This window comes from Butyricicoccus sp. OF27-2pH9A (assembly GCF_027693185.1).
In the GTDB taxonomy this organism is placed as follows: domain Bacteria; phylum Bacillota; class Clostridia; order Oscillospirales; family Butyricicoccaceae; genus Agathobaculum; species Agathobaculum butyriciproducens.
On record NZ_JAQEXK010000011.1, the window covers coordinates 22,127 to 46,150 of the forward strand.

Consider the following 24,024-nt stretch of genomic DNA (forward strand, 5'->3'; position numbering starts at 1 on the left):
CAGAAAGGACTATTTATGAAAGAATTAGCCTTAAAGTACGGCTGCAACCCCAACCAGAAGCCGGCCCGCATTTTTATGACCGAGGGCGAGCTTCCGATCGAGGTACTCAACGGCAAGCCGGGTTATATCAACTTCTGTGACGCATTCAACTCGTGGCAGCTCGTCCGTGCGCTGAAAAAGGCGACCGGCCTGCCCGCAGCTGCGTCCTTCAAGCACGTTTCTCCGGCCGGTGCCGCTCTTGGCAAGCCGCTGACCGATATTGAGAAGCAGATGTACTTTGTTGACACCGACAAGGAGCTGTCTCCCATCGCATGTGCGTACATCCGTGCACGCGGCGCGGACCGTCTGTGCTCCTACGGCGACTGGGCGGCTCTGTCCGACACCTGCGACGCAGACACCGCTTCCTACCTCGCACACGAGGTTTCCGACGGCATCATCGCGCCGGACTTCACCGCTGAGGCGCTCGAGATCCTCAAGACCAAGCGCAAGGGCGGCTACAACGTTGTCAAGATCGACCCAAACTATGAGCCGAAGCCGATCGAGCAGCGCGACATTTTCGGCATCCGCTTCGAGCAGGGTTACAACAACTACGAGATCAACGAGAGCCTGCTCACCAACATCGTTACCGAGAACAAGAATCTGCCGGAGAGCGCAAAGCACGACATGATCCTTGCACTCATCACCCTGAAGTACACCCAGTCCAACTCGGTCTGCTACGTCAAGGACGGCATGACCATCGGTGTCGGCGCAGGTCAGCAGAGCCGCATCCACTGCACGCGCCTCGCGGGCAACAAGGCCGACAACTGGTTCGTTCGTCAGCATCCGAAGGTTCTCGGTCTGCAGTTTGTTGACGGCATCCGCCGCCCGGATCGCGACAACGCGATCGACGTTTACACCTCGGACGAGTACGAGGACGTACTGGCTGAAGGCGTATGGCAGAAGACCTTCAAGGTAAAGCCGGAAGTGCTCACCGCTGAGGAAAAGAAGGCGTGGATTGCAAAGAACACCGGCGTAACCGTTGGTTCGGACGCATTCTTCCCGTTCGGCGACAATGTAGAGCGCGCACGCAAGTCCGGCGTGGAGTACATTGTACAGCCGGGCGGCTCCATCCGTGACGACAACGTAATCGAGACCGCGAACAAGTACGGCATCACGATGGCGTTCACCGGCATGCGTCTGTTCCATCACTAATGAAACTGCTGAAAGGCTATTATGCCTACTTAGCCGTATCCGGCGGACTGCTGCTCAGTCTGGCCGCGCAGCACAACTGGGCACTGCAGATACTGGCGTTCGCGCTGGTGTCTGCCGGTGCGCTGTCCGTGCAGAATGCGTCCCGCTGGTATATGCGCGCGAGCATTGCCGCGGACGTGACGATGGCGTTCAAGCTCATCCTCGGTCCGGCAGTCATCCCGCCCTGTCTGCTGCGGATTGTGCTGCAGTATGCGGCGCTCGTGCCGTTGCTGCTCACCGGCTGCATGCTGCTGATGGGTGTCAAAGACCAGATGCACAAGATCGAGCACAGCACGCTGCCCGAATGGGTTTTGCTGGTGGTCTGGAGCGCGGGCTGCATCCTCGTGCTCGTGAGCGCACCCGGCTGGCTGAACGACTATCTGTTTAACACCGTGTGGACGCTGGCGAACAGCCTCATCTCCATCGGCTATGTTGCACTTATTGTAGAAATGTTCCGCGCACAGCGCATATACCTACAAACGGAGGAACAATAAATGAGAGTTTTGGTTATCGGCGGCGGCGGCCGTGAGCACGCCATCGTCCATACATTGAAGAAGAGCCCCAAGGTTGACCACATCTGGTGTGCGCCGGGCAACGGCGGCATTGCCGCTGAGGCAGAGTGTGTTGCCATCAAGGCAACCGACATTGACGGCATGGTTGCTTTCGCCAAGGAGCACAAGCCGGACCTCGTTATGGTAGCACCGGACGACCCGCTTGCACTCGGCATGGTAGACGCACTCGAGGCCGAAGGCATCCGTGCCTTCGGTCCGCGCAAGAACGCTGCCATCATCGAGGGCAGCAAGTCCTTTGCGAAGGATTTAATGCAGAAATACAACATCCCGACCGCGGGCTACGCTGTTTTTGAGAACTCCGCAGACGCGATCGAGTACATCAAGAAGAACGGTGCGCCGATTGTTGTCAAGGCGGACGGTCTTGCACTCGGCAAGGGCGTTACCGTTGCTATGACCGAGGAAGAAGCCATCGAGGCAGTCAAGGACGCGATCGACGGCGGCGCATTCGGCGGTGCCGGTGCGCGTGTCGTTATCGAGGAGTTTCTGACCGGTCCGGAGGTTTCCGTGCTCGCCTTCGTAGACGGCAAGCACCTCAAGACCATGCCGTCCGCACAGGATCACAAGCGTGCCTACGACCATGACGAAGGCCCGAACACCGGCGGTATGGGCGCATTCTCGCCGTCCCGCTTCTATACCGACGACATTGCCGCCGAGTGCATGGAGACCATCTTCAAGCCGACCGTCGCGGCCATGGAGAAGGAAGGCCGTCTGTTCAAGGGCGTGCTGTATTTCGGCCTGATGCTGACCCCGAAGGGCCCGCGCGTTATCGAGTACAACGCCCGCTTCGGCGACCCGGAGACGCAGGCTGTCCTGTCCCGACTGGACACCGACCTGTTCGACATCTTCAATGCCGTTATCGACGAAAAGCTCGAGGACATTGACATCAAGTGGGCGGATAACGCCGCCTGCTGTGTCTGCATGGCGTCCGGCGGCTACCCGAAGTCCTACGAAAAGGGCAAGGAGATCACCGGTCTGGACGATGTGACGGATTCGTTCGTATTCCACGCAGGCACCGCTGTCAAGGATGGCAAGCTGGTCACGAGCGGCGGCCGCGTGCTCGGCGTAACGGCAGTTGCCCCCACGCTCGACGAAGCGATCCTCAAGGCGTATGCCGATGTCAAGAAGATTCACTTCGATAAGGCGCATTATCGCACCGATATCGGCGTAAAGTAATATTTTACGTTTATTGTAGGGCGGGCTGACCTCAGCCCGCCCTACATTCTGCGTGAATGGAAGAAAGGAAAAAAGAATGAAAATCGAACAGCAAAATCAGATTTTAGGCTGCATGAACGATGTTCTCAACCAGAACGGCTTCCGTGCGGAAATCATGCAGAAGGACGGCGCACCGACCATTCTGCGCTGCGAGGCAATGCGTCAGGGCAAGGTTGCCAAGGACGTTGTGATTGAAGCCTGCTTCATCCCGATGCAGCTGCCCGCAGAGGACATGGGTCTGCTGCAGTTCTTCGTTACGCTGTTTCAGGGTGCCCCGGAAAACAACAAGGTGCAGCTTCGTCATGCGTGCGATTACTGCAACAACTTCTGTGCGCTCGGCTCGTTCGGCTTCTTTGAGGAGGCCGGTCAGATTTACCTCAAGCACAACACACTGGTGGACGGCTCTCTCGAACTCGAGAAAATCATTCCGTTTGTGGCGGATAACATTTCCGTGCTGATTGCGGCAGTCTCCCGCTTCATCGACGGTCTGGCGCAGATTGCCTATGCAGGCATGACGCTCGACGCTGTTATCGAGCAGGACTTGTTCCCGAAGCTCGGCTGAAAAGCATAAAAACACTGCAGAGTAAGGCTTAACCGTCGTAAGGAACTATAAGTCCTGCGGTTATGGCAGAGAACGGTGTGACCGTTAAGGTCACGCCGTTTTTTTGCGTCCAAGGATAGATTCTGCAATCATGGGTTCTGCCAGTGTGGGGATTTCCACATGGTCCCTTTCAAGAATCCGCGAAATCTGCTCCGGGCCTTTGCCGTCAATGCAAAGGTCAAAGACGCGCTTGACAATCGGGGCAGCATCCTCATCCAGAATCCACTTGTCCTTGCCGCTGCTCGTTGCCCTATCTGCCGTGTTCGTCCAAAGGGCGAATGGGACACATGACATGAAAGTGCGGATTGGAAATGCCGACCTCCTCCTTGTCGAGAGAATGAACGGCAAAGTCCACTACCATACCCCGGCTCACAAAGTTCTCCAACAAAAATTGCCTTGCCAGAGCGATGTTCTCCTGCACGGAAAACTCGTTCTGCAAGGCAATGTCAAAGCTGTACGCAAGCTGCGCTTTCTTTTCGCATTCGGCTTTCTCCACCGCGTTCCAGAGGGTTTCACGGTCTGCATACTCCGATGGCGCATGCGATGGCAGCAGGATTTCAGAGCAGAGGACGCGCAGTCTGTGTCGATTTACTCCGGCTCATCCTCATCGAGCAGCGTGAGTACATCAATCGGCGCGTCATTCTGCGTCACCTGCACATGCACATGGGTGCCGAGTGCGGATTCTGCGGGGATGCTGTCCGCGCACACGCCGAGCGCCTCACCGGCGGAGACAACCTGTCCTTCCTGCACGCGTACATCGTCCATGCCGCAGTACGATGAGGTCAGACCGTTAGTATGCGTCAGCGTCACGCAGGTGCCGTACAGGCCATCCTCGGCAATCTGCTGCACAGTGCCGTCGGTCAGTGCGAGCACGGTTTCGCCGGCTTCGGCAGAGAAGTCCGTGCCGGCATGAACACGCCAGTCGCCCATAGTCGGCTGAAACAGCAGCGTGTCACCCGAAAACGGCGTCAGCACGGCTCCGGACACCGGCCGCACATACACAGGGGCGCTGACCGTCACCGCCGGTTCCGGCTCTGCCGCCGCGACCGGCTGTTCCTCGATCACCGGCTCGGGTTCCTGCTCCTGCTGCGGAACAGTAGCCGGTTCGGTCGGTGCTTCGGCGGTCGAGTCGGCCGGTGCGATGATAGGCATGCCGGTGTCCGTCTCGATCGCGTTCTGCCGATGTGCATTGCCCCAGATCACCCATGCGGATGCGGCGATGATGAGCGCACACAGCGAAAGAATGGTGTAGAATCCGCGGGTAGAGAGCACCGCGGTGTGTTTGGATTGATATTGCTTCATGTCCCTTTACCTCCGTTGCTGACAGTATGGTCGGCTGCTGCGGAAAATATACGCGCCGCCGAAAATTTGCCGCACAGCGGACACAGGCCGCGCGAACGCTCGGTTAACCCGCAAAAGGGAAGTCCGGTGCACATTGTACCCGATTGTCGAATGTGGTATAATGATAGCAGGAAAGAGAAACGCAAGGAGGGTAAAGACTATGGAACTGGCTGACTTTTTTGCGATTGATCGGCTGTCGCAGCACGACGAGGAACTGCTGATCGAATCCGCGATGCAGATGCAGCAGATGATGCTGCTGTACGAATCCGGCATCCGTGAGATCAAGACCAAGCTGGATATTCTAAGCGATGAGTCGCGTATTTCGGGCAAGCCAAGCCCGATTGATTCGATCAAAAGCCGCATCAAAAGCCCGCGCAGCATTATCAGCAAGCTCAAGCGGCGCGGATTCCCGATCACGCTGCAGTCCATGATAGACAATCTGAACGATATTGGCGGTATCCGCGTGATCTGTCCGTTTATCGAGGATATTTACACAGTAGCGGACATGCTCATGCGGCAGGATGACTTGACGCTGATCGAGAAGAAGGACTACATTGCCAATCCCAAGCCGAACGGCTACCGCAGCCTGCATCTGATCCTCGAGGTGCCGATTTTCCTCGCGGAACGCACACAGCCGGTACGCATAGAGCTGCAGATTCGCACGATGGCGATGGATTTCTGGGCCAGCTTGGAGCACCAGCTGCGCTATAAATCCGATGTGGAGATTCCGGAGCATGTATCCGATGATTTGAAGAAGTGTGCGGATGTTATTGCGGAGACCGATCAGGAGATGCAGCGCATCGCAAAAGAACTGAAAGTGCTGTAAAAGGAGAAATTATGCAATACATACCCATTATAACCCTGGTTCTGGTGGTAATCCTACTGGGACTGGTCATCGTTCTGCTGACCCGCAAGCCGGAAAAGCCGGAGCTTCCGCAGCAGATTGACCCAACCGCATCCATTACTGCGCTCGGCACGCTCGTGACACAAAACCTGCGCGAAGGCCGGGAAGCACAGAGCAATCAGCTTTCCGCGATGGATAAGAGCCTTGGCGACAAAATGAGCGGTCTGACCGATCAGCTCGGTCGGTTTGAGACGCGTCTGCAGGGCTTTACGGCGGAAACAACGCAGAATCTGACCAATATCCGCGAAACCGTGGACAAAAACCTGCACACCTTCACGGGTGAGACAAAACAGAATCTGGAAACCATCCGCAGCACGATGGACAAGAATCTGCACACGTTCACCGGCGAAACCAAACAGGATTTGGAAACTATCCGCGAAACGGTAGATAAAAATCTGCACACCTTCACGGGTGAGACCAAGCAGGATTTGGAGAACATCCGCGTTACAGTGGATAAAAACCTGCGTGCCATGCAGGAGGACAACAACAAAAAGCTGGACGATATGCGTCAAATTGTAGATGAAAAGCTGCAGAAAACGCTGTCTGAGCGCATGAATGAGTCATTCAAGCTGGTCAACGAGCGTTTGGAGCAGGTTTACAAGGGCCTCGGTGAGATGCAGACGCTGGCACAGGGTGTCGGTGATTTGAAGAAGGTGCTCACCAATGTCAAGACCCGCGGCATTGTGGGCGAGATTCAGCTGGGCGCGATCCTCGAGGACATTCTCGCGCCCGAGCAGTACGAAACCAACGTGGCGACCGTGCCGAACAGCCGCAATGTGGTCGAGTATGCGGTCAAGCTGCCCGTTGAGGACGGCAGCTTTGTCTGGCTGCCGATCGACTCCAAGTTCCCGGGAGACACCTACGGGGCGCTCCGTGATGCGTACGAGGAAGGCTCGCGCGAGCAGATTGACGCATGCGTCAAGCAGCTGATCGCCACTCTGAAATCCGAGGCGAAGGACATTCACGACAAGTATCTTGCACCGCCGCATACGACCGAGTTCGGCATCATGTTCCTGCCCTTCGAGGGACTGTATGCCGAAGCTGTCAGCCGCGGCATGGTGGAGATTCTGCAGCGCGACTATCATGTCAATCTGGCCGGTCCGAGCACGATGGCGGCGCTGCTGAACAGCCTGCAGATGTCGTTCCGCACGATTGCGATTCAGAAGCGCTCGGGTGAGGTCTGGAGCGTTCTGGGGGCGGTCAAGACCGAGTTTGACAAGTTTGAAGCCTGCCTGACGCAGACGCAGAACCGACTCGATCAGGCGAGCCGCGAGCTGGATAAGCTGGTCGGTACGCGCACGCGCGCTATCCGCCGCAAGCTGAAGGGCGTTACCGAACTCAGCGAGAGCGAAACGCAGAAGGTTCTGGATATCGGCACCGATTCGGAAGAAGAGTGAAGCGCTGAGCGGAAAGAGATTCTCAACCGCTTTCTCGGCAAAAGAAAACACCGCAGAGCAAGACTTAATAGTGATAAAGTACTATTTAGCTTTGCGAGGGGCAATATACAGATACTGCCGCCGTATCGGCGTATGAGCCGAATATCTGACTTTAACCCCCAAAGAAACCCTATCTGTTCCAACAACAGACAGGGTTTTCTCACTGTTACAGCACCTTTTTTTGCCGCCCGGAATCTTTGGCAGATTGAGCGTAGTCGCGGCCGAGCACGGCGCTGCACAGCTCTGCCACGGCCGTAACCGGCGCATAGCAGAATACATCATCGAAGCCGGTGCCGCCGGTCATTTCGCGCAGCTCTGCCGCCGAATTTTCCATCTTGCCGGTGTTGACAAAGTGCAGGTCGATGCCGTCCTTCTCCTTAACCTCGGCAGGCGGGAACAGCGCCTCGGCGCGTGCCAGACGGTCCTCGTTCACATCGGTCACAACGTCCATGGACGGACAGACATCACGGTGCAGCGCATACGTCAGCGCACTCAGGCCCATCGGACCGGCGCCTGCCATGACGACCAGCTTGCCGCCCTTTTTAATACCCATTTCGCGGTGATAAACACCTATCTTGGTGTGATAAGCGGCGTTAAACGCACCGACCGAGCAACTCATCGTCTCCGCAAGAGACACCTCGTAGTAAGCGCGGGCTGCAGCGTGAACTTCATGCCCGGCTTGAATTTATCCTGATGCTTCGCGCCAACCTTGACGATATCGCCCGCGAACTCGTGCCCCATGATGGCCGGATGCTCGGCAACATCGGGATGCACGCGCTTGTGCTCGGTACCAAGGATCGCGCACTTGTAGGTGGACATGCAGATGCTGTCGGATACGACCTTGACCAGGATTTCGTCGTCACGGATTTCCGGCAGCTCAAAGGTATCCAGACGCAGATTATTCGCAGCATGCAGACGTACAGCCCTTGCTTTCATAATAATAACTTTCCTTCATCACTTAGGCAATAGATTTCAACAATTACAGCTTGGAAAAACGTACTTTCGGAAGCAGCTCCTCGATAACCGAGCGCTCGGCGGCCTGTGTGCCGCTGCACATGACATTCGCGGCTCCGGTCGCAGTCGAGAGACGGACAGCGTCCTCCTCGCTCATATCCTGCGACTCGGCATACGCCAGCGCGGCCACCACGCTGTCACCCGCACCGACCGTACTGCCGACCGGCACGTTCAGTCCCTCGGCATAGATCGTGCTGCCTCGGCGCAGATACAGCGCGCCGTGTCCGCCCAGCGAGATAACCACCCGTTCGATGCCGCTCTCCAGCAGCTTGCGACCCTCTGCGGTCAACTCTTCGATAGTTTCCAGTTTTTTGCCCGCCAGACGCGACAGCTCATCATCATTCGGCTTGATGAGGTACGGCGCGGCCTTTAAGCCTTCCGCCAGTAAAGCGCCGTCCGCATCGAGGAACACCCGCGCACCTGCGTTTTTGCATGCGCTCGTCCACACGCGGTAGGTATCCTGCGGTGCGCCCTTCGGCAAGCTGCCCGCCAGCACCACAATGTCGCCTGCATGCACCTCAGCCAGAAGGTCGTTCAGCAGCGCATCTAAATCTGCATTCGTGACGGTCAGACCCGGCTCGTTGATGTCGGTATTCGTGTGGCCGATCCGGTCGATGATTTTGATATTCGTGCGGGTCTGCCCCTCAACGAACCGGAACTGCGTGGTGAAATTCTCGTTTTCGAGCAGCTTTTCAAGCGCTCTGCCGCTCTCACCGCCCAGAATGCCGACGGCGCGGCTCTCGCCGCCCAGCTTGGCAATCACTTTGCTCACGTTAATGCCCTTGCCGCCGGGATCCGTGCGCATTTCCGTGATGCGGTTGACCGTGTCAAGCGCAATACTCGGAATTTCTACCGTTTTATCCAATGCGGGGTTGAGTGTTACCGTATAGATCATGGAATGACCCCTTCCATATATTTGAAACTATTGAAACAAAAGCTATACTCAAAATAGCAACAGTCCGTATAAGCGTCAATCTGTTATTTCAACAAATAATCCCTTTCGTTTTTGTAAGGAATCACAAGAGCACATTCTCTCTGTAAATTCTGTTCTGCGTGCAAAAGGAACGGCAATGCAGATGAAGTGCCCCAAAAAGTTAGACAATCTTTTGAAGTAAAAATTGTTCAAGCTGCCGAAAGGGCTTGTTGGCTGTGAACCGCAGGCAGCAAGCCCTTCGATTTTGCCTTGATTCTGCGGTTGTTGTAGTAGTTCGGATAGTCAATGAGTTCCTGCTTGAAGTGCTCCATGGACTGAAATTTTTGCAGATACAGCAGTTTGCTCTTGAGCAGCCCGAAAAAATTCTCAATCACAGCGTTGTCTAAACAGTTGCCCTTCCGGCTCATGCTTTAACGGATACCCTTTTTCACGAAGCATCCATTGGTATTGCTTGTGCTGGTACTGCCAACCCTGATCCGAGTGCAGGATTAGATTTGTGTTGTCCGGAATTTTTGCAAATGCCTTGTCCAACATCGTTGTCGCCATGCTTAACACAGGTCGATCCGAAATCGTATAACTGACCAAATCACTGCTGTGCAAGTCAAGAATGGGCGACAAATACTGCTTTTCCCCGAACAGGCTGAACTCCGTCACATCCGTTACCCATTTCAGATTTGGCTTCCGCTGTGATACGGCGATAGCTGTACCTCGAGCATCGTTTCGACCACCAGTTTCTTGAATTCTGGTGTGTATCGTTTGTTCGGTACTCCTTTTGGCATTAAAATCACCCCATCTGTTAGATAGTATATCACACTGTCTAACAAATGGGGTGCTGTTCAATAACCTCTCCTGACTTTTCCTGTTCTGAACGCAAAGGGTCTCCCGCCAAATGGCGGGAGACCCTTTCTCATTTTATCGGCTTATTTACCGGTCTTTTCACACAGCTTCTGCATGATAACAGCTACCTGTGCACGGGTGGCCGTCCCCTGCGGGTCAAAACGGTTGCCCGATTTGCCGCTCAGCAGACCAGCCTTCTGCATTCTGGTTACAGCGTCCTTCGCATAAGCGCGGATGCTTGCGCTGTCGGCAAATGCAGCTGCACTGCCGGTTTCCTCTACCTTGGTGCCGGTGGCGGTCAGGTAATTGTCCATGATAACCGCAGCCTGCTCACGGGTGATGAGCGCATTCGGATTGAAATGCGAAGCGTCCACGCCGGAAACGATCTTATTGGCTGCTGCCCAGTTGACGTATGCGTTGTAGTACATTTTGCTGTCTACGTCGGCAAACTGGCTCTGGGTGTTGTACGCGGAGATATCTGCGCCTGCCATACGGCCAAGTACGGTGACAAACATGCCGCGGGTCATGCCCTCGTTCGGGGAGAAGGTGGTTGCGGTCGTGCCGTTGAACAGCGCCTTATCGGTCACATATTCGATGGCATCCTTTGCCCAGTGGCCCGCGATGTCGGTAAAGGTGCTTACCGTACCCTCAACGACCTTAACATTCTTGCCCACGGTGCCGTAGTCGTCGTAATCCACAGAGTAATCGTTGAATACATCATCGGATTCGTAGCCTACTGCATCGGTGAAGGTGCCCTCGTTCCAGTCTGCCAGCGTTGCCCAAGTATTGGCATTGCCAGCCTTGATGGAATACGAGTTGATAACCGGAATATCGGTGGACTTCTCTGCAACAGAAGAGTTCAGTACGGTAGTAACGCGAACATACTTTGCACTGCCCAGTGCGGAAATATCAACCGTGTTCTTGCCGTTCTTCAGCTCTGCGGACTGGGAAGCCTTTACGGTCTTGCCGTCGTCCGAGGTCTCAACGGTTGCGGTTGCAGAAGCCGCGCCGGTGATCTCTGCGTTATAGGTAAACTGTGCTGCACTGCCGGTCATTGCGCGCCACTCAGTGGTGTGCGTGCCCTTGGTGACGATATTCTCCGGTGCGTAATCCAGCCATACGACCAGCTTGTCGCTTTCCGGACCCTTTGCAGTCGGATTTGCGTAAATCTGCTTGTTCTCCTCTGCGGTCAGCTTGGTGGTATAGAAGCGGAGCTGACCGATGTCACCTGTCAGCATGGTGTGCGTCTTGCCGCGGCCGCGGTCTGTCAGCAGATGACGGTGGAATGCAAAGCCGGAGTACATGGACTTGCCTTCCCAGTTGCGGATCTCAGAATCAAAATCCGGTGCATCGATGTGGCCGCTTGCCTTGGTATCCTCGTAGCTGTCGCCGCCGGTTGCACGGTCAAAGCCGCCGGTGTACTGTACCCACTTGCCGAGGGTAACGCCGCCGCCCATATTCTCGTCGTCGTTCCAGAAGTACTCGCCGTTATCGTTGTTGAAGCCAATGCCATAGGTAACCATGCCGGTCTTGCGGACTGCCATGCGGAACAGGTAGTTGGTGCCGTAGCTGATGGAAGCGCCCTTCATCAGCAGCGGGTTGTGGTCCCACTCATCGCCCGTTGCCAGACGATCGATGTTTGCCCAAACCATGCCGGTAACGCCGTTGTCTACCACATAGTTCTTGTTATCCGGAATTTCCACATAATCATCCACGCCGTCCAGGGACAGACCCCAGCCGCCGTTGTACTTAACGAGCGTCGGATTGCCGCGGATGATGCCGTCGTTGCCCTTGCCGGACTTATCCTTTACGATCGGGGTGCCCTGCATGGAGCCGAGCACGGCAACGGTCTTCTCTGCCGAGTTGCCGACCTTGACGGCATAGCTGCCGCCTGCCGGTGCCTTGTAGGCAAACTCAACCGTGCGGGTCTCGCCTGCCTTGAGCGCAGTCTTCTGCGAGGTAACGGCTGCGCCGTTGATGTACAGCACTGCCTCTGCGGTGCCGTCCTCATTGCCGATGTTCTGCACATCCGCCTTGGTGTAGATGACATCGCTGGTCGGCTCGCTTACCGTGCCGCCGCCGAGCTGCAGGCGCAGGTTGCTGTAGGTGTAGGTTGCCTTGCGGAAGGTAACATTGACAGTCTTGGTGTAGCTGTCCAGCTTGAGGGTATGCGTGCCGAGTGCAGAAAGCGTCAGCGGTGCGCTCAGCGTTGCGGACTCGCCGGGATTCAGACCGACAACGCGCTCCTTGCCGCTCTTGCCGAACTCATACAGCCAGCGGTCGGTGCCGTTGTCCTTGACACACATGGAAGCGGTCGCCAGACCCTTGCCGACATTGGTCACCTTTGCAGATACCGTGACAGTGCCGTTGGACTGAACGGTGTCCGGGGTGATGGAAATATCGCTGTACGCCAGCTTGGCGCCGTCCTTGGACAGCGTAACCGTCTCAAATATCTTCTCGCCGTCGCTGCTCAGGCCCAGATTCTTATAGGTCAGCAGACCGTCCTTGACGGTTACTTCGAGCATATCGCCCTTGCCGGTTGCAAGCAGGTTGGGATAGTTGGCATCCAAGCGCTGATCCGGCTTGCCGGTGTCGATCTTGCCGTCGCCGATGCGGGCATCGCCCTGGGTTACATACAGGGTATCCGCGCCGCGCTTCGGATCAGCAGAAGCATAGCGGGAATACAGATGGGTATGGCCGCTGAACATGATATTTACGTTGCCGTTCTCCACGATGGAAGGAACGTACTTGCGGGTCAGGTCATCCTCGAACGGATGGTGCATGGTAACAACGCGGAAGTCAGCCTTCTTGGCATCGTCGGTTGCAAGATCGGCCTTGAGCCAGTCGAGCGACTCGTTTACAACGGCCTTGGTTTCCGCATCCGCCTCGCCGCCGCCTGCGGTGGAGTTCAGCTCGAACAGGGACCACGGGTTGCTGTCCAGCATATCGAAATGCACCGGACCGCAGTCAAACGCTACGTTGCGTCCGGTCTTGTTGGACTTATACTGCTCCTTCTGCACCTTGGTGACATACTCATCAAAGTAGGCACCGTAATCGTGGTTGCCGCTGTTGTAGATAACCGGCACATTGTGCAGGAACGAGCCGACATTCTGGAACCAGTACGGGAACTGATCCTTCTGAGAGCCGGTGCCCTCTACCATATCGCCGGTATGCAGGATAAAGTCCGGATCAAACTGTGCGATCACGTCGGAAACCTTAGTTGCCGTTTCAAAGCGATGGCTGTCGCTGACAACCACAAAGCGGATCTCATTCGAATTTTCGGGCAGCGTGCGGAAGTGACCATCCATAGTCTGTCCGTCCTCGGTCTCAACCTTGTAGGTATAGGTCGTACCCGGAGTCAGATCGGTCAGGCGGGCACGATACATGTGCATGCTCTCACCCTTAAACTTTTCGCCCTCCTCTACCGGAACCTCGAGCGTTTTCTTGTCCGCATCGCTCGTACCGTAGGTAATGGTGGACTTCATCGGTTTATCCAGTTCCCAAACGACAACCATGCCGTTTGTTTTCGGGGTCATCAGGTACGGACCCGTCAGGAAGGAGCCGGTATCCGTCCTACCGATTGCGAAAGCAGTGCTCGGCACCAGTGTTGCCAGCATCACGGCCGACAGCACACCGCTGAGCAGCCGCCGCATACGCGAAGATTTTTTAGCCATTTTCTTTTCTCCTTTCTCTTCACGGTACGGCTGCTGCCATACCGCCGCGTCTATGTTAAACCTTTTAAGTTAAGGCAATACCGCATAATTGAACAAGAGTGATTTGCGAGTAAATTTTGCGTACTGACGAGGCACAGTTTTGCGGTAATACTTGATGTATTACCGTGAAACTGCAACAAAGTCAGGACACAAAATTTCCGCAAAGCACCGCCGCTTTAATTGTGCGGTGTTGCCTTAAGGTTCGCGCGCTGTAAATATGCGTGTCGAAGTACGAAATCAGCCGCGTTCGGTTCTCGCCTGCCCACTCCAAATCGTAGGTGATGAGCTTGACCTCGTCCAGCGGCGGCAGTCCGTCCGCTGCGCGGGCGGTGCTGTTTGCCGGAAGACGGCAGCTTTTCGCTTCGATGTAGCATTCCTCTCCGCGGGAAGAGGTCAGCCAGTCGATAAAGATACGGGCGTTTTCGCGCTCCTGCTCCGGTGCACCACGCACAAGCGCACACGCGCCGATCTCATAGCCGGTGCCGTCTGCCGGACTGCGCACCGCAATGGTATAGCCATCCAGCGCCGCGCGGAAGGCGTCATGCGAGAACACGATACCGACGGCGTATTCGCCGTTTTTTACCCGCTCTGCCGGCTCCACACCCGAACGGGTGTACAAACCGACGTTTTGGTCTAATTTTTGAAGATACTCCCATGCCTTGTCCTCGCCGCGCATCTGCACAAGCGTTGCCAGCGTGGTATACGAGGTACCCGAGCTTTTCGGAGTTGCCATCACAATCTGCCCTGCCAGTGCAGGCGACAGCAGATCGTCCCAGCAGGTCGGCATCGGCGTTCCCGTCCGTGCAAACCAGTCGGTGTTGCAGGCGAAGCACAGCGTACCGATGTAGATCGGATTCCACACGCCCTGCTCATCCTGATAGGCTTCGGGCACATCGGTCAGCTCGGGACTTTGATACGCCTCCAGCAGACCGGCCTCTCGCAGCTGAATATAGTTATCCGCCGAGCCGCCCAGCAGCACAGAAGCCTGCGGGTTGTCCCGCTCCTGCTCGAGCCGCACGGTCATTTCTCCGGCAGGAAGATGAATACAGTCCACGGTGATGCCGGTATCCTTGCGGAAGGCACTGCAGTACAGCAGCGTTTCCGACTCCGGCAGCGGACTGTAAACGGTAAGATGGTCATATTTCGGTGTTTCTGTCTCCTCCTCCATCGCATGATCGTGCTCCTGCGGTGAGGGATCGTTCTGCTGCTGACCCGTACAGCCGCAGAGCAGTCCGGTCAGCAGCAGAACAACAGGAAGAAAACATATTTTTTTCATAGCTTCCACCTCGATACAAAAGGCGGAGCAGTTTTTCTCTGCCCCTATACTATAACAGTTTAAGCAGCTTCGCTCTACCGTCCATTATCCGATAATATTTCACCATACAAGAAGGCCGTTCCCGAATGGTGAATTTCTTACGATATTATTTTAGGCAGTACCGCATAATTAAGCAAGAGCGATTTGCGAGTAAATTTTACGGACTGACGAGGCGTGGTTTTGCGGTAATACTTGATGTATTACCGCAAAATCACAACAAAGTCAGGGCGCAAAATTTCCGCAAAGCGCCGCAGCTTTAATTGTGCGGTATTGCCTCATCTCTCTTCCGACCGGCTGCGGTACTCGCGCGGCGAAACGCCGACGTGCTTTTTGAACAGATAGCTGAAATAGTGCGAATCCTGATAACCGACGTCGAACGCAATATCGCTCATACGGCTGTTGCCCTCGGTCAGCAGATGCTTTGCCGCCTCGATGCGGACAGCGGTCAGATATTCGACAAAGGTCTGACCGGTCTCCTGCGAAAACACGGTGGAAAAATGGTTCGGACTAAAGCCGACCTCTGCCGCCACCATGTGCAGTGAAATACCGCTGTCCGCATAGTTTTCGCGGATAAACTCCTTTGCACGGCTGATTTCCGCGCTGTATCGCACATTCTGATGGCGATAACACAGACGAGTCATGCGGCCGAGCACCTCGGCGGCACAGGCCTTTGTGCCCTCGAGCGTCGCCGCCTGACTGAACACCGCCTGCGGATCCTCCGGAGGCGGAATGCTGCCTGCCTGCACCTCATCAGCCAGCTGAGAGGCTGTGACGAGCAGGTTCATCAGCAGATAATACCTGTACAGCACGCTCTGCATGTCCTGTGCCGCAGAGTCGCCGAAATAACCCTCGACAATACGCGGCACGTCCTCGGGAGCGGCATGCCGCAGCTTGTCCGCCAGTGAGCCGCCTGCCGAGAAATCGAACTCGTGCTGCACACCGGCAAAGTCCGTGCTGCCGAATACGCCGTTGTCCGCACACGCGGAGGCCTGCAGCAGCGTATCCTTCGCTGTGCAATAGCTTTCCGGCAAGGCGCTGACACGGGAGACTGGTGCACCGATCGCGCACAGCGCGTTCCAGCCCAGCACCTGACAAAGCTCGTGCCGCAGGTTCTGACAGAACTCGTAGGCGGTTTCGCGCACAGCTTCCTCGGTCTCTCCGCGCAGCAGGAGCACCAGCCGGCGGCTGCCGCGGAAAAAGGCGCAGACCTCGCTTTCCTCGCCGCACAAACGCTCGGTCAGCGCGCGCACCTGCTCCTGCACGGCATTTTCCGGCAGGCGCACGATGCACACAAGATACTGCTTCGCTGTCAGCAGCAGCCCCCAGCGTTCTCCCTGTACAGCCGCCTCCGCAGTCGGCACGCTGCCCGAGAGCAGGTCGTTGAGAAAATGCTCACGCAGCACGTCCTCCTCGTGTTCGCTGCGGCTGTTTGCACCTTCCGAGCGAAGCTGCTGCTGCTCCTGCTCAATCTGCTCGGCAACCTGTCCAAGCGTTTCGAGCAGCTGCGCCGAGCTGACCGGCTTGAGCAGATACGCATCCGCGTGCAGCGAAACCGCCTTCTGTGCATACTCAAATTCATCGTGTCCGCTGAGGAACACAATACGCAGCCATGGCATGGTGCGCCGTACAACCTTTGCCAGCTCCAGACCATCCATAAACGGCATGCGGATGTCCGTAATGAGCACATCCGGCTTCATTTCCATCAGCATAGGCAGTGCCATTTCGCCGTCCGGCGCCTCACCTGCAAATAGAAAGCGTCCCTGCTCCTTTTCAATGCAGTTGCGGATGCCGTCCCGGATGATCTCCTCATCATCCGCAATGAATACACGCATCATAGCGTTTTCCCCTCCTGTTCGTCCGGTACGGTGAAGCTGATGCGTGTGCCGTGCCGGTATTCACTCTCAATCGTCAGTCCGCAGCCGTAATACAGCCGCAGGCGCTGTTCTACATTGCGCAGACCGTAGCCGCCCTTGCCGTCCGGGTCAAGCGGTGCGCCATTCTGCAGCGAGGTCCGTACCTCGGCAAGACGCTCCGGTGTCATGCCCATGCCGTTGTCCTCCACGGCGAAGTACATGCCTCCTGCCTGCCTGCGGCCGGTCACGGTGATCTGTCCTCTGCCGCGCCTGCGCTTAATGCCGTGATAAATCGCGTTTTCAACCAGCGGCTGCAGCACGATTTTCAGCATATACCGCTCATGCAGCGCGGGATCAATATCAATCGTATACCGCATGATGCTGCCGTACCGCACCGACTGAATCTGCAGATAGTTTGCAACGTGCTGTTCCTCGCGCTCGACCGTGATGTAATCCGCGCCGCGGCTGAGCGAGATGCGCAGAAAGCCGGTGAACGCCATCGTCATCTCGACAACCTCGCTGTTGCGGCCCTCTTCGGCCAGCCAGACGATGGTTTCCAGCGTATTGTACATGAAATGCGGCGTAATCTGCGCCTGCAGCGCCCGCAGTTCAGCTTTTTTAACGGTCTTTTCCTGCTCGACCCGCTCATGAATGAGCGCCCCTAGCTGCTCCGCCATTGTATTGAGATCGCGTGTCAGCAGATGCAGCTCGTCGATCTCGGTCGGCGGGACGCGCTCGGTCAGCTCACCGGCGGCAATGCGGTTGGCAAACTGCTCCAGCTGCCGCAACGACGCGCCGATCGCACCTTCCAGATTGTCGGATGCCCGAATAGTCAGCCAGACCATCACGCCGACCAGCACAATGAGTGCAAGCGCTGCCGCACCCAGTCCGTGCTGAATGCGGGCGTTGAAACGGCCCATGCGGGCGATCTCATTCTCGATATAGCGGTCAAGCATGCTGCCCGCCAGATGGCCGACGCTGTGAATCTCGCGGTACAGCGATTCGTTGCGGCTGACTGCGGCACCGGCGTCCATCTGCGTTTCCAGCTGATCAACGTAGCTGTCGATCGTGCGGATGGCGCGCAGCGCCGCGTTGAGGTACTGTGCCTCGTCCTCTCCGGCACTGTCCAGCATATCGTTCAGTTCCCACAGAGCGCTGTCGATCAGCATCCGCTGCCGTCCATCCTCGAAGGAAATACGGCCAGAAACCACGTTCCACACCTCATCCGGCAGGTCCTGCACCAGCACAGTGCGGACCTCGGAGGCACGGGTCGTCAATGCAATATCCGCGCCATAGCGCTGTGTCAGCACAACCAGCAGACCGGCCAGCACGCACACCGGTAAAATCATGCAGACCACACTGTGCAGCAGCGACCGCCGCAGCAAGCCGTGCAGGCTGTGATGGGATTTACGCATCGGCTGTTCCCTCCTCCGTCAGCACGGCGGTGTCCGCCAGAGCGATATAGGGTTTCCACGGTGCCTTCGCAATCTGCTGGGCTGCGTCTGCGGTCAGTTCAGCCAGCTGCGTATCATCCAGTCCGCCGATTACGGCAACCTCCCCCTTTTTCTGCAGCGCGCGCAGCTCTGCACCGCCGCCAAACGCACAAATCAGCACATCCTTGCCCGGTTTACGGCCGTGGCTGTGCAGATAATCCACCGCACCGAGCGCCATCGCGTCATTCTGGGCGAAAATATAGCCGATTTCGTCCAGATGATCCTCCATCTCCTCCAGTATTTCGCAGCCGCGCGAGCGCATGCCGTCGCCGCACAGGCTGTAGGTTACGGTCAACCCGTGTTCCTCCAGAGACGCGCGGCAGCCGCGTGCAATCTCTCTTGCGTCCGAAGCATTTACCGTGCCGTAAAGCTCCAGTACACCGTCCCGCGGCATGCGCTGCTGCAGAAGCGCATCCGCCGCCTGCTCGGCGAGCGACGCATAATCAAATCCAATATGCTGCAGCGGCACATCATCCACGCCGCGTATCGCGCGGTCTATCGACAGCAGCGGCACGGAGGCGGATTTTGCTTCGCGCAGCACGTTGTCCCAGCCGCTTTCCACCAGCGGCGTAAATGCGATTGCGTCCACCTGATACACGATCAGCGCACGCACGGCTTCAATCTGCGCCTCCTGCGTGCGCTCGACCGGCATTTCCAGCACTTTGAAGCCATGTTCCTCCGCCGCATGTACAAGCGCTTCGGACTGCGCTTCGCGCCGGTCATCCTCTGCCGCCGTGGTGACAATACCGAGCACCGGCACATGGGCATTCTCTTTTTCCGGCTGTGCCAATCCCTGCAGCAGCCGCAGCATCACAACTGTGCAGAGCAGCAGCAATGCCGCCCCTTTCCATCGTTTCATGGTTTTCTCTCCGTTTCTCTTTCTCTCCTGAATGATTTAATCATATCACACTTTGGAGGAATGAGCCAAATGTATTTAACCATAGTATAAAAACTATCCAAATAAGCGCCTATGATATTGTGCATATTTCCTCACTTGGGCAGAGGAATATCTTCCGGCGCAGTCGGATCTACTTGCATTAGCTGTTGATATGCGGTATAATATCAATAAGTAAAAGATAAGAATGTGCGCAACGCGCACGAAAAGCCTCGGTGTTGCAGCACCGAGGCTTTTCTATTCCATTAGAGCAGGCGGCTTAAACCTGAGGCTCACTGCCAGTTACCGCTTTCCGTCCAGCCATTTGCAAATATAGTAAGCAACTACACTTGCCTCAACAGAAAGTAAAAAAGATAAGAAAATATGCACAACGCACACCCCCTTTCTCTACCTTTATGGGGGGCAGTAGCACTATCAGTATATCATAGCCGCAGTAAATCGACAAGTATCGACAAAAGGAGCGCAGATTGCAAACATCTGCGCTCCTTTTGCACCTGTATTACCGATCATCTTTTTTTGTCGGAATCTCCGTCTGCTCGGCTTCGCGCGCCTTCCTGCGCCGACGGCGCAGGACCGCAACAGCGCCGCCTCCGGCAGCAGCCAGCAGGAGCACCGGCCAGAACATCACCGCACCGACAATGAGCGCGCGAACCGCGTCAACCAGACCGCGTGTTCCGGTCTTAGCCGCCTGCGCGAGCTGTGCGCCGAATCCGCTGCCTTCTGGCGTTGCGGTCAGCGTCTGAACCTCTTTCAGATCCACATAGAAGGTCGAAAATCCGACCAGATCATCGTAATGGCGCTTAGAGCCGGTCAGCGAGTCGATCTCGTATTCGCAGTCGGCCAGCGCGTTCTCGAGAGAGATAATATCCTCCATCTTATCCGCCTGATCGAGCAGCGCCAGCAGCCGCTCGTGCTTGGTGGTCAGCGTTGCCAGACGGGTTTCGATATCGGTATACTGCTCGGTCACGTCCTCGCTCGAACGCGAGCTGTACACCACATGCACGCTGCTGCCGAGCTGCTCGTAAAACGCCTCAAACTTCTCCTGCGGAATGCGCAGGACATAGCTTGCATGTCGGCTGCCCGCATCGCCGGAAAGACTGCTCGATTCAAGATAGCCGCCTGCATCCGCTGCCATTTTCTCAATATCTGCAGAGGCTTTGTCGAAATCCTGCGTTTCGAGCGTCAGATTAGCGTTCAAAATCAGCTTGGCATTCTTTCTCACCGCAGAAAAGTCCGCACCGCTCTCAGCGGTATCTGCCGACGCTTCCTCGGTCCAGCCGTTCGTGTCACCCGGCATACTGCCGCTGCCACCGGCTGCCGCCGATGCCGAATTGCCGACGCTTGCTCCGCAGGCGGAAAGCAGCAGCAAAAGTGCAAGGAACAGGGGGAACAATCGTTTTTTCATAACAGACACCTCGTTTCTTGAGCGGTACGGCGCACGGCCGCTGTATTTTCTCTTGTTACTTGATTAGACGAGATGCCGTGCGATTTGGTTCCCTCCGTTCTGTATATCAATCAAACAATTTTTAATACCGCATTCTATTGAAATCGCGGTCGATTTTGCGTCTTTCTCTTGCAACCCTGTCGTTCTTCACCTATAATAGAATATAATAACCGAATAAATATTCAGCAAACCAGGCGAAAGCCTGCGGCGCAAAGCTAAGAAGCCGCTTTCGCAATGACTGCGAAACCGACTTCACAGGGCCTGTAAAATGGCAGCCAGCTGCCTCGTTTGAGATGCACAGATGCATTACCGATGCAGCAGTGCATCTTTTTCCTTTTACAGAGAAAAGCCGGACGCATTCCGGCTTACGGAGGGGCATATGAACAGAATTACAACCAGACTGAAACGGTACGGCTGTCTGCTGCTGTGCCTCTGCCTGCTTATGCCGCTGCTGCAGGGCACAGCCGCCGCTGTGCAGGATTCCTCTGTCGTGCGAGTTGCATGGTATCCGGATTCCGCCTACAACATCACCTGCGAAAACGGCGAACGCAGCGGCTATGGCTACGAATACCAGCAGTCCGTCGCCACATATACCGGCTGGACCTATGATTACATCGAAGCAAACTGGCCGGATTCACTGAACATGCTGCAAAAGGGCGAAATCGACCTGATGGCCGGCGTATCCTACGCTGAGGGCCGTGCCCAGACCATGCTGTTTTCCGATCTGCCGATGGGCGAGGAAAAATATTACCTGTATGCAAATCTCGCCGCTGCCAACATTTCCGTATCCGATTTGACCACCCTGAACGGCAAGCGCATCGGCATGCTGTCCGAAAGTATCGCGACCACGCAGTTCTGCGAATGGGAGACGCGCCACGGTCTGCACACCGAGCATGTGACCATCACCAGCGACGAGGACGCAGCCGCCAAGATCGCCCGCCGCGAAATCGACGGTTTTATCTCGGTCGAGAGTCCCCAGTGGCAGAAATACGGCCTGTCCGCGATCACCTCGTTCGGCAGCTCGGATGTTTACTTCGTGATCAGCAAAAGCCGTCCCGACCTCAAGGAAGCGCTCGATAATGCCATGCGCCGTATTGCACACGACAAGCCGTTCTATCAGGATGATCTGTATCAGCGCTATCTGTCTGCCCAGTCGGTCGAACTCCTCTCGACTGAGGAGCAGGACTGGCTCCGGCAGCATGGCACCATCCGCATCGGTTTTCTGAATCATGACACCGGCATCAGCACCTTTGATATCCAAACCGGTGATGTTACCGGTATTCTCACGGATTATGTCGTATATGCGACGAATTGTCTGGGGGATAACGCCTTGCATTTCGACCTGCACGGCTTTGACACGCAGCTTGAGCAGCTGCAGGCACTGCAGAACGGTGAGATCGACCTGATTTTCCACACCAGCCAGAACCCGCGTGCCGCCGAAGAGAACGGTCTTGCACTGTCGAACACCGTCTTGAGTTTCAGTCAGGCGGCGCTTACCACGAAGAACTATTTTAATGAGCTTGAGCCAAACACCGCTGCCATCCCCAAGAACGATTTTTCGCTCAAGCAGTACCTTTCCTATAATTATCCCAAGTGGACGATCCTCGAATACCCTTCAGCGAATGACGCGATCAAAGCCATGCGTACCGGCCGTGCGGACTGCTATGTAATGCGTGCCGGTCAGCTGCCGCGCTATATGAAGGACAAAACGCTGTACCGTGTGTTCCTCACACAGCCGAGCAAGACCTCGTTCGCCGTACGGCAGGGCGATACGGCTTTGCTGTCCATCCTGAACAAAACGCTCAAAACCATGCCTTCTTCCCTGCTGACCGGTGCACTTGCCATGTACGACAGTGCGCCCGAAAAGGTCACCGCTGCGGACTTTGTCAAGGACAATCTGACCACTGCCTCTGCTGTGTTCATCCTGCTCTCTCTGCTGCTGTTCGGTCTGTTCCGCAAGGCCCGGCAGTCCGCCAAACAGGCGCAGGAGCTGAACCTCAAGCTGCAGCAGAGCCAGACAGAGCTGCAGGAGGCGCTCACGCAGGCCAAGGCTGCCAACGCCGCCAAAACAACGTTCCTGAACAACATGTCGCACGATATCCGCACACCTATCAACGGCATCATCGGCATGCTGACTATCATTCGCAAAAATAAGGACGACCACGCGCGCATACGCGATTGTCTGCATAAAATCGAGCTGTCCTCTCAGCTGCTTCTGTCTCTGGTGAACGATGTTCTGGATATGGCTCAGCTGGAAAACGGCACCGTCGTTCTGCGGAGCGAATCCATGAATCTGGATGAAGTCTGCGGCAGCATTACCAATTCGGTGCTGTTTCAGGCGGAAGCCGCCGGTCTTACCGTCACCGGTGAGCATGACGATTTTTCCGGTATTTACGTCCGCAGCAGTGCGCTGCATCTGAAAAAAATCCTGATGAATCTGTTCACCAACTGCGTGAAATACAACAAGCCCGGCGGTTCCATCCATATGCAGATGCACATGCTCGAACGGACGGATGCGAAGATCACCTGTCAATTCATCATCGAGGACACCGGTCTGGGCATGTCCGAGGATTTCATCAAAAACCATCTGTTCAATCCGTTTGAGCAGGCGGACGAGTCCCCCCGCTCAAGCTATATGGGTACCGGGCTCGGCATGTCTATCGTGCATCAGCTCATCGAGCAAATGGGCGGCACCATTTCGGTGGAAAGCAAACTCGGTGAAGGCAGCCGGTTTACCGTCGTACTGCCTTTTGAACTCGATCGTGACGCGACCGCAGCAGCAGCTTCGCCGCAGACACCGTCAGATATTTCCGGCGCGCGGCTGCTCGTTGCCGAGGATAATGAGCTCAATATGGAGATTGCAATCTTCCTGCTGCACGACAGCGGTGTGCAGACCGTGCCGGTGCAGAACGGCAGGCAGGCGCTTGCAGCCTTCCGGGATTCCGAGCCGGGCAGCTTTGATGCCATTCTCATGGACGTGATGATGCCCGAGATGGACGGTCTGGAGGCTGCAAAAGCTATCCGGGCACTCGACCGGTCGGACGCGAAAGCCATTCCGATTATCGCCATGACAGCCAACGTCTTCAAGGAGGACCGCGAGAAGTGTCTCGCCGCAGGCATGAACGCGCATCTGTCTAAGCCGCTTGATGCCGAGACGATGAAACGAACCATCTCTGAGCAGCTGAAAAAGCTGAATTAAATACAAAAAGTGGAAGAAACCAAGGTTTCTT

Annotated in this window: 18 protein-coding genes and 2 pseudogenes; 7 read left to right on the forward strand and 13 right to left on the reverse strand. The window is 56.1% G+C overall.

Features of this window, described 5'->3' with window-relative positions:
* Positions 1-15: 15 nt before the first annotated feature.
* The 4 genes from PG722_RS09260 to PG722_RS09275 all read left to right on the forward strand — a co-directional run bounded on the left by PG722_RS09260 (position 16) and on the right by PG722_RS09275 (position 3,576).
* Entirely contained in the window at positions 16-1,191 is a 1,176-nt protein-coding gene (locus PG722_RS09260; RefSeq protein ID WP_110435878.1) for a phosphoribosylaminoimidazolecarboxamide formyltransferase, read from the forward strand.
* On the forward strand, positions 1,191-1,724 hold the full coding sequence (locus tag PG722_RS09265) for a hypothetical protein (RefSeq protein WP_227600738.1): 534 nt from the start codon (positions 1,191-1,193) through the stop codon (positions 1,722-1,724). Before PG722_RS09260 ends, PG722_RS09265 begins: the two co-directional genes overlap by 1 nt.
* Positions 1,725-2,975 (forward strand): phosphoribosylamine--glycine ligase, encoded by a 1,251-nt coding sequence (gene purD / locus PG722_RS09270; RefSeq protein WP_270580358.1) that lies wholly within the window; start codon positions 1,725-1,727, stop codon positions 2,973-2,975.
* Between the two features lie 76 nt (positions 2,976-3,051).
* On the forward strand, positions 3,052-3,576 hold the full coding sequence (locus PG722_RS09275; RefSeq protein WP_110435875.1) for a hypothetical protein: 525 nt from the start codon (positions 3,052-3,054) through the stop codon (positions 3,574-3,576).
* Between the two features lie 90 nt (positions 3,577-3,666).
* Here PG722_RS09275 and PG722_RS09280 read toward each other — a convergent pair whose 3' ends face one another.
* The 3 genes and pseudogenes from PG722_RS09280 to PG722_RS09290 form a co-directional block, all read right to left on the reverse strand.
* Entirely contained in the window at positions 3,667-3,909 is a 243-nt protein-coding gene (locus PG722_RS09280; RefSeq protein WP_270580403.1) for a hypothetical protein, read from the reverse strand.
* Positions 3,869-4,186: pseudogene (locus PG722_RS09285) on the reverse strand (MobA/MobL family protein); the annotation flags it as partial. The pseudogene PG722_RS09285 and the gene PG722_RS09280, both read right to left, overlap by 41 nt.
* 17 nt (positions 4,187-4,203) lie before the next feature.
* The gene (locus PG722_RS09290) at positions 4,204-4,917 is read right to left on the reverse strand and encodes a M23 family metallopeptidase (protein ID WP_270580359.1); all 714 of its coding nucleotides are present in this window, start codon (positions 4,915-4,917) and stop codon (positions 4,204-4,206) included.
* Between the two features lie 199 nt (positions 4,918-5,116).
* On the opposite strand from PG722_RS09290, the gene PG722_RS09295 reads away from it, so the two are divergent.
* Complete coding sequence (locus tag PG722_RS09295) at positions 5,117-5,782, forward strand: GTP pyrophosphokinase (RefSeq protein ID WP_118286174.1); 666 nt, start codon at positions 5,117-5,119, stop codon at positions 5,780-5,782.
* A gap of 11 nt (positions 5,783-5,793) precedes the next feature.
* Positions 5,794-7,257 carry a DNA recombination protein RmuC gene (gene rmuC / locus PG722_RS09300; protein ID WP_242994927.1) on the forward strand — a complete coding sequence of 488 codons (1,464 nt, stop codon included), beginning with the start codon at positions 5,794-5,796 and terminating at the stop codon, positions 7,255-7,257.
* Between the two features lie 205 nt (positions 7,258-7,462).
* On the opposite strand, the gene PG722_RS09305 is transcribed toward rmuC, so the two are convergent.
* From PG722_RS09305 to PG722_RS09350, 10 genes and pseudogenes are all read right to left on the reverse strand, one after another.
* On the reverse strand, positions 7,463-7,915 hold the full coding sequence (locus PG722_RS09305) for a hypothetical protein (RefSeq protein ID WP_270580360.1): 453 nt from the start codon (positions 7,913-7,915) through the stop codon (positions 7,463-7,465).
* Positions 7,912-8,232, reverse strand: a complete 321-nt coding sequence (locus PG722_RS09310; RefSeq protein ID WP_270580361.1) for an alcohol dehydrogenase catalytic domain-containing protein — start codon at positions 8,230-8,232, stop codon at positions 7,912-7,914. Before PG722_RS09310 ends, PG722_RS09305 begins: the two co-directional genes overlap by 4 nt.
* A 43-nt stretch (positions 8,233-8,275) precedes the next feature.
* The gene (pfkB, locus tag PG722_RS09315) at positions 8,276-9,205 is read right to left on the reverse strand and encodes a 1-phosphofructokinase (protein ID WP_270580362.1); all 930 of its coding nucleotides are present in this window, start codon (positions 9,203-9,205) and stop codon (positions 8,276-8,278) included.
* A 227-nt stretch (positions 9,206-9,432) separates the two neighbouring features.
* A pseudogene (locus tag PG722_RS09320) lies at positions 9,433-9,925 on the reverse strand (IS3 family transposase); the annotation flags it as partial.
* A gap of 239 nt (positions 9,926-10,164) precedes the next feature.
* Positions 10,165-13,755, reverse strand: a complete 3,591-nt coding sequence (locus PG722_RS09325; protein ID WP_270580363.1) for an S-layer homology domain-containing protein — start codon at positions 13,753-13,755, stop codon at positions 10,165-10,167.
* A gap of 181 nt (positions 13,756-13,936) precedes the next feature.
* Positions 13,937-15,070: an ABC transporter substrate-binding protein gene (locus tag PG722_RS09330; RefSeq protein WP_270580364.1), complete on the reverse strand. Its 1,134-nt coding sequence runs from the start codon at positions 15,068-15,070 to the stop codon at positions 13,937-13,939.
* 314 nt (positions 15,071-15,384) lie between these two features.
* Positions 15,385-16,944: a response regulator gene (locus PG722_RS09335; protein ID WP_270580365.1), complete on the reverse strand. Its 1,560-nt coding sequence runs from the start codon at positions 16,942-16,944 to the stop codon at positions 15,385-15,387.
* The gene (locus tag PG722_RS09340) at positions 16,941-18,377 is read right to left on the reverse strand and encodes a sensor histidine kinase (protein ID WP_118761482.1); all 1,437 of its coding nucleotides are present in this window, start codon (positions 18,375-18,377) and stop codon (positions 16,941-16,943) included. The genes PG722_RS09335 and PG722_RS09340 overlap by 4 nt, the downstream gene beginning before the upstream one ends.
* Positions 18,370-19,314: a substrate-binding domain-containing protein gene (locus PG722_RS09345; RefSeq protein WP_270580366.1), complete on the reverse strand. Its 945-nt coding sequence runs from the start codon at positions 19,312-19,314 to the stop codon at positions 18,370-18,372. Before PG722_RS09345 ends, PG722_RS09340 begins: the two co-directional genes overlap by 8 nt.
* A gap of 535 nt (positions 19,315-19,849) precedes the next feature.
* Positions 19,850-20,755, reverse strand: a complete 906-nt coding sequence (locus PG722_RS09350; RefSeq protein WP_270580367.1) for a DUF4349 domain-containing protein — start codon at positions 20,753-20,755, stop codon at positions 19,850-19,852.
* Between the two features lie 418 nt (positions 20,756-21,173).
* On the opposite strand from PG722_RS09350, the gene PG722_RS09355 reads away from it, so the two are divergent.
* The gene (locus PG722_RS09355; RefSeq protein WP_270580368.1) at positions 21,174-23,993 is read left to right on the forward strand and encodes an ATP-binding protein; all 2,820 of its coding nucleotides are present in this window, start codon (positions 21,174-21,176) and stop codon (positions 23,991-23,993) included.
* Positions 23,994-24,024 lie beyond the last annotated feature (31 nt).